Annotated in this window: 3 protein-coding genes; all 3 read left to right on the top strand. The window is 39.3% G+C overall.

Features of this window, described 5'->3' with window-relative positions; genetic code table 11:
* The coding region (locus tag NPY00_RS06225) for a DUF1561 family protein (RefSeq protein ID WP_269021215.1) at nucleotides 1–793 on the top strand (793 nt) is incomplete at its 5' end.
* Nucleotides 794–1,060: 267 nt separating this feature from the next.
* Entirely contained in the window at nucleotides 1,061–3,235 is a 2,175-nt protein-coding gene (locus tag NPY00_RS06220) for a DUF1561 family protein (RefSeq protein ID WP_269021214.1), read from the top strand.
* Between the two features lie 255 nt (nucleotides 3,236–3,490).
* A complete protein-coding gene (locus NPY00_RS06215) occupies nucleotides 3,491–5,626 on the top strand; it encodes a DUF1561 family protein (RefSeq protein WP_269021213.1) in 2,136 nt (711 codons plus the stop codon).
* Nucleotides 5,627–5,758 lie beyond the last annotated feature (132 nt).

The raw sequence follows: 5,758 nt of genomic DNA, 5'->3' as shown, positions 1-5,758 counted from the left end.
AGAATGGCGCAAACGGCTTTATGCGATTGCTGTTTCCACAGATAGTACAACGATTTCAGCAGGGATATGCGGCACTTGTCTTTTGCAGGCTTATCAAATGATTGCTGAGTTACAGGAATATTACCCCAGCAGTCCTCTGGCCAGTGGGGGCTATTTTTTTGATACGCAGCCTAATCGAGACCCAATGATCTCATTTGGTCAACGCTATTCTGATCTTTATACTTTTATGCTCAATGCTACCGCATTGTATGGAGCTCCTTTAACGCCAGTAGAGACCGATGATGAGATTAATTTGCGCATAGCTTTGGCTGTGACACAGGCTGTTTTGCCCCGTTTTACGTGGAATGCATCACGTGTTCTTACTCATCGTGGTGAAATTTTAGCAGCAATAAGAAATTTTTTTCGAGCACCAGTTGGGAGTGTATGGATAGCCTTTCTTACCTATACTTTTCCAGATGGAAGCACGGGAGCTCATGCCATGCCAATCATTCGTAGTCATTATGGAATTCATGTTATTCCAACAAATATTACAGATAGTTTTGATGTTTTTTCTGAAGATACTGAAGAGACGATGAGTTATGAATTTGTTTATTCTATATTTTCCCAACAAGGGCAGGCAACGATTGATTCTTTTGCAACATTGCAGATGGGTGAAGAAGATCCAAATCCTTTAAGTGTTGTTATGTCACAAAATAACTGTACAGGAGAAGGCAGTGATAGACGTGGGAATAGAATGTTTCCTCGCAGCTCTACGGTGAATCAATGTTTAAAAGGAAGATGTTCCATTATGTAAAAAGGTGAAAAAGTTTGTGTGTTTTAAAATAGGCTTTTTATAAAATTTTTTTATTGTGGTTAGATAAGATCAATATTTTTTCTCTTATACGTGTTGAGATGATTGAGGGTTTTAAAGAACCTAATAGTACATTTTGTATTTTATGTCATAAATCAGCCTTAAAGAAGCAGTAGGCGCTAAAAGTATCATCATTAAATAGCGGAATTGAGTTGTGTGCAGGGTAAATGCGCAAGAGACCCACCTTTGAACGAAGGGTATTCTGTCTTTATGAGAAAATATAATTTACAGCTATTTTTATTCTTGTATATTTTCTTCTTTCTCATGACGGTACTTGTTTCTGGTTCTGTCTCTCAGAAAGAGTTTACTCATGAAGCTTTTCTTTTGAACGAGAAGATTTTTCAAGCTGAAAAAGAAGATTTTTCTCAAGAGAATAAAGGTATTTTGCAAACGCGTGACCCTATTCCTTTTCGCGATGAGGGTGTTCCAACACGTAGGACTCTACTATTTGGTAAGGATGCTGTTCTAGTAAGTAAAAGAGTTTCTAAAACCCGTGAAGATATTTCTTTTAGAAAGAATGTGCCTCACAAGACTAGTCCGCCAGAGGTTATTCAAAAACTTCCTGAGACTCCTATGGAAATACCTATTCGTGTTAAGGCTCACACGGGTTATGAATATTGCTATGCTCCTACTTTTGTTGATGGTGAAAGTTATATTTACCTTGATACCTGTTCGGCCTCCGATGTGAGACCGGCACGTTATGATGTGTTTCAGAGGGTGGCTTGGAACGTTAAGAATGTTTGGCTTTGTATGACGGCTCCAGGATCTGTAACGAGAGTTGATGGGAGTGGCAAAGCGCAATGGGATTATGTCAAACTGAGACCTTGTGTGACGAATGATCCTAATCAACGCTGGATTATTAAGGAACATGCCTTTTATACAGCCGATGGAAAATACCGTGTGAAGGATTTGAAATGGTATGCGTATATTTCAAAAAATGCGAAGGATTATTACAACCATACTTTAATGCCTTCGATGGATAGTTGGGCGAGTAGGGTTGTGGCTCCTGGAAGTATAAGCCTCCATATATCTGTGGGTTGGAAATATGTGACGAGCACTGGTTTCGACACGTATTATCTCTCAGATAATGGCTCTAAGTCCAATATGGTTAGTTTGTACTATAATCCAGAAAATGGCCATATTGCCCGCTATTTTCCTTCTGCGGGGATTCTTTCCTGCATGACTTCCAAACAATCTTCCAAAGATAATTGGGATTGGGTTGTTTGGAAATTGTGCAAAGATACTGTTTCGAGTACAAAGGATGCAGGCTATTGGGATCTTTCTTATTTGAATGGTCGTGAAGGAGCATTGCGCGATAAAAATGGCAATTTTTTACGGGTAACCAAATATGGCGTTAACTGGGGAATGCCTTATACGGCTAAAGGAGAGTATCTTAAAAGTGATACGAAAAACTCTCCGACATCGGAATTTGTTTTGTCCTATGATATTCAAAAATGGAACCGCTATGTTGATGGAAACTTAGGGGATTCTCTTCGTTATTGTCCAGCGCCTGGACATAAAAATAAGGTCGCTAATATTCAGTTTAGAACAAAAAAGAAACTTTTATTGCCTCCTAATTTTCCATTGAGTGAGGCGTGGCTCAGACGACTTCATGATATTGCCACGACAACAGATGGAATACCAGAATCCGCAGGAGTTTGTGGTGTTTGCCTTTTGCAAACCTATCAAATGATTGGTGAATTGCAGGAATATTATCCCAGAAATCCATTACCCAGAGGTGGATATTTTTTTGATACAGCGCCGAGTACCAATCCATTTACTTCGTTACGTCGAAGATATCCTATGCTTCATACGATGATACAAGATGCTCCTCGAACTTATGGTTTTCCTTTAACCCCCGGAGAAACATATGATAGAATTGCTTTTAGAGTAGCTTCTTCGACAACACAGATTGTTTTGCCACGCTTTAATTGGCGAGCATCTTCTTTATTGATGACACAGAGTGAGATTAGGAATGCCATTCAAACTCTTTTAAACGCTAATCCTGGAACCGTGTGGGTTGGTTTAGTAACGTATGCACATCAACGCGGAGGTGTAGCAAGACATGCTGTCCCAATTATCCGCGGTACTTCTGGATTGATTGTTATTCCAACAAATATGAATATGGAATTTACACGTTTCACTGAATTGGCATCAGAAACAACAAATATTGATGAAATTTTGTTGCGACTGACAAATGGAAGAAGGTTAAATGTTGTTGGTTTGGGAACATTACAGCTTATTGACGAAGACGAAGATTCTTTAAGTCTTGTTATGTCACAAAATAATTGCACGGGTGATGGAAATGATCGCAGAGGAAATCGACAACCTCCAAGGAGTTCTTTAATCAACCAGTGTTTAAGCGGAAGATGTGCCATATTGTAGATCATAAAAAGGTTTGTTTTTGAGAAAGATAGGTCTGTGATAAGTCATGTCTTTTAATAATACATTTTGTATTTTAAGTCATAAATCAGCCTTAAAGAAACAGTAGGCGCTAAAGGTATCATCATTAAATAGCGGAATTGAGTTTGTGTCCATGATGAATGCACAAGAGGCCCACTTTTGAACGAAGGGCATTCTGTCTTTATGAGAAAATATAATTTAAAACTATTTTTATTCTTTTGCATTTTTTTCTTTCCCATGACGGCACTTTTTTCTGGTCCTGTCTCTCAGAAAGGGTTGTCTCATGAAGCGTTTCCTTTGAACGAGAAGATCCCTCAAGCTGAAAAAGAAGAGTTTTCTCAAGAGAATCAAGGTTTTTTGCAAACGCGTGAGTTTCTTTTTTTTCTCGATGAGGATGTTCAAACACGTGAAACTTTTCCGCTCGGTAAGAATGCTGTTCTAGCAAGTAACAGAGTTTCTAAAACCCATGAAGATATTGCTTTTAGAAAGGGTACGCCTAGAAAGGATACGTCTCACAAAATTATTCCTCCAGATGTTCCTCAAACGCCTCCTGATACTCCTTTGGAAATACCTATTCGTGTTAGGGTTCATACGGGATCTGAATATTGCTATGCTCCTACCTTTGTTGATGGTGAAAGTTATATTTACCTTGATACTTGTTCGGCCTCAGATGTGAGACCGGCACGTTATGATGTGTTTCAGAGAGTTGTTTGGAACGTTAATGCTGTTTGGCTTTGCATGACAGCTCCGGGATCTGTGACAGGGGTTGATGGAAGTGGCAAAGCGCAATGGGATTATGTCAAACTGAGACCTTGTGTGACCAATGACCCTAATCAACGCTGGATTATTCAGGATCGCTCCTTTTATACGGCTGATCGAAAGTACCGTGTGAAGGATGTGAAATGGTATGCGTATATTTCAAAAAATACGAAAGATTATTACAATCATACTTTAGTGCCCGCGATGAAGACCTGGGCGAATACAGTTGCAGCTCCTGGAAGTATAAGTCTTAAAATGTCTGTGGGTTGGAAGTATGTGACGAGTAGTACTTTTACGATGTATTATCTTTCAGATAATGGTTCTAAGTCCGATGTGGTTAGTTTGTACTATAATCCAGAAAATGGCCATATTGCCCGCTATTTTCCTTCTTCGGGTATTCTCTCATGCATGACTTCCAAACAATCTGCCAAAGATAATTGGGATTGGGCTGTCTGGAAATTGTGCAAAGATACTGTTTCGAGTGCAAAGGATGCAGGCTATTGGGATCTTTCTTATTTGAATGGCCGTGAAGGAGCATTGCGCGATAGAAATGGCAATTTTTTACGGGTAACCAAATACGGTGTCAACTGGGGAATGCCTTATACGGCTAAAGGAGGATATCTTAAAAGTGATACGAAAAATTCTCCGACATCGGAATTTGTTTTGTCCTATGATATTCAGAAATGGAACCGCTATGTTGATGGAAACTTAGGGGATTCTCTTCGTTATTGTCCCGCGCCTGGACATAAAAATAAGCTCGCTGCTATTCAACCTAAAGTAAAACGGAAACTTCTCTTACCGCCTAATTTTCGATTGACTAATGAATGGCGCAGACGGCTTTATGAGATTGCAACGACAACAGATGGAGTACCAGAATCCGCAGGAATATGTGGTGTTTGTCTTTTGCAAACCTATCAAATGATTGCTGAGTTGCAGGAATATTATCCAGAACGTCCTCTGTCCGGAGGGGGATATTTTTTTGATACAGCGCCGAGTACCAATCCATTTACTTCGTTCCGTCAAAGATATCCTTTGCTTTATACGATGATACAAGGTTCTCCTCGAAATTATGGTGTTCCTTTAACCCCTATAGAAATATATGAGAGAATTGCTGTTAGAATAGCATCTTCGACAACACAGACTGTTTTGCCACGCTTTAATTGGCGAGCATCTTCTTTATCGATGACTCAGGTTGATATTAGGAATGCCATTCAAACTCTTTTAAGAGCTGAGCTTGGAACCGTGTGGGTTGGTTTAGTAACGTATGCACATCAACGCGGGGGTACAGCAAGACATGCTGTCCCAATTATCCGCAGCAATTCTGGATTGATTGTTATTCCAGCAAATATTCAAATGACTTTTGAACGTTTTACGACATTGACATCAGAAACAGCAGATATTGATGAAATTTTGTTGCGACTGACAAATGGAGCGAGGTTAAGCGTTGTTGCTTTGGCAACATTACAGCTCATTAGCGAAGACGAAGATTCTTTAAGTCTTGTTATGTCACAAAATAATTGCACGGGTGAGGGAAATGATCGCAGAGGAAATCGACAACCTCCAAGGAGTTCTTTAATCAACCAGTGTTTAAGCGGAAGATGTGCCATATTGTAGATCATAAAAAGGTTTGTTTTTGAGAAAGATAGGTCTGTGATAAGTCATGTCTTTTAATAATACATTTTGTATTTTAAGTCATAAATCAGCCTTAAAGAAACAGTAGGCGCTAAAGGTATCATCATTAAATAG

It is taken from the genome of Bartonella sp. F02, assembly GCF_026929975.1.
Lineage (GTDB): Bacteria > Pseudomonadota > Alphaproteobacteria > Rhizobiales > Rhizobiaceae > Bartonella.
Note: the sequence above shows the minus strand (reverse complement) of the source record. Positions and strands in the feature narration are given on the sequence as shown.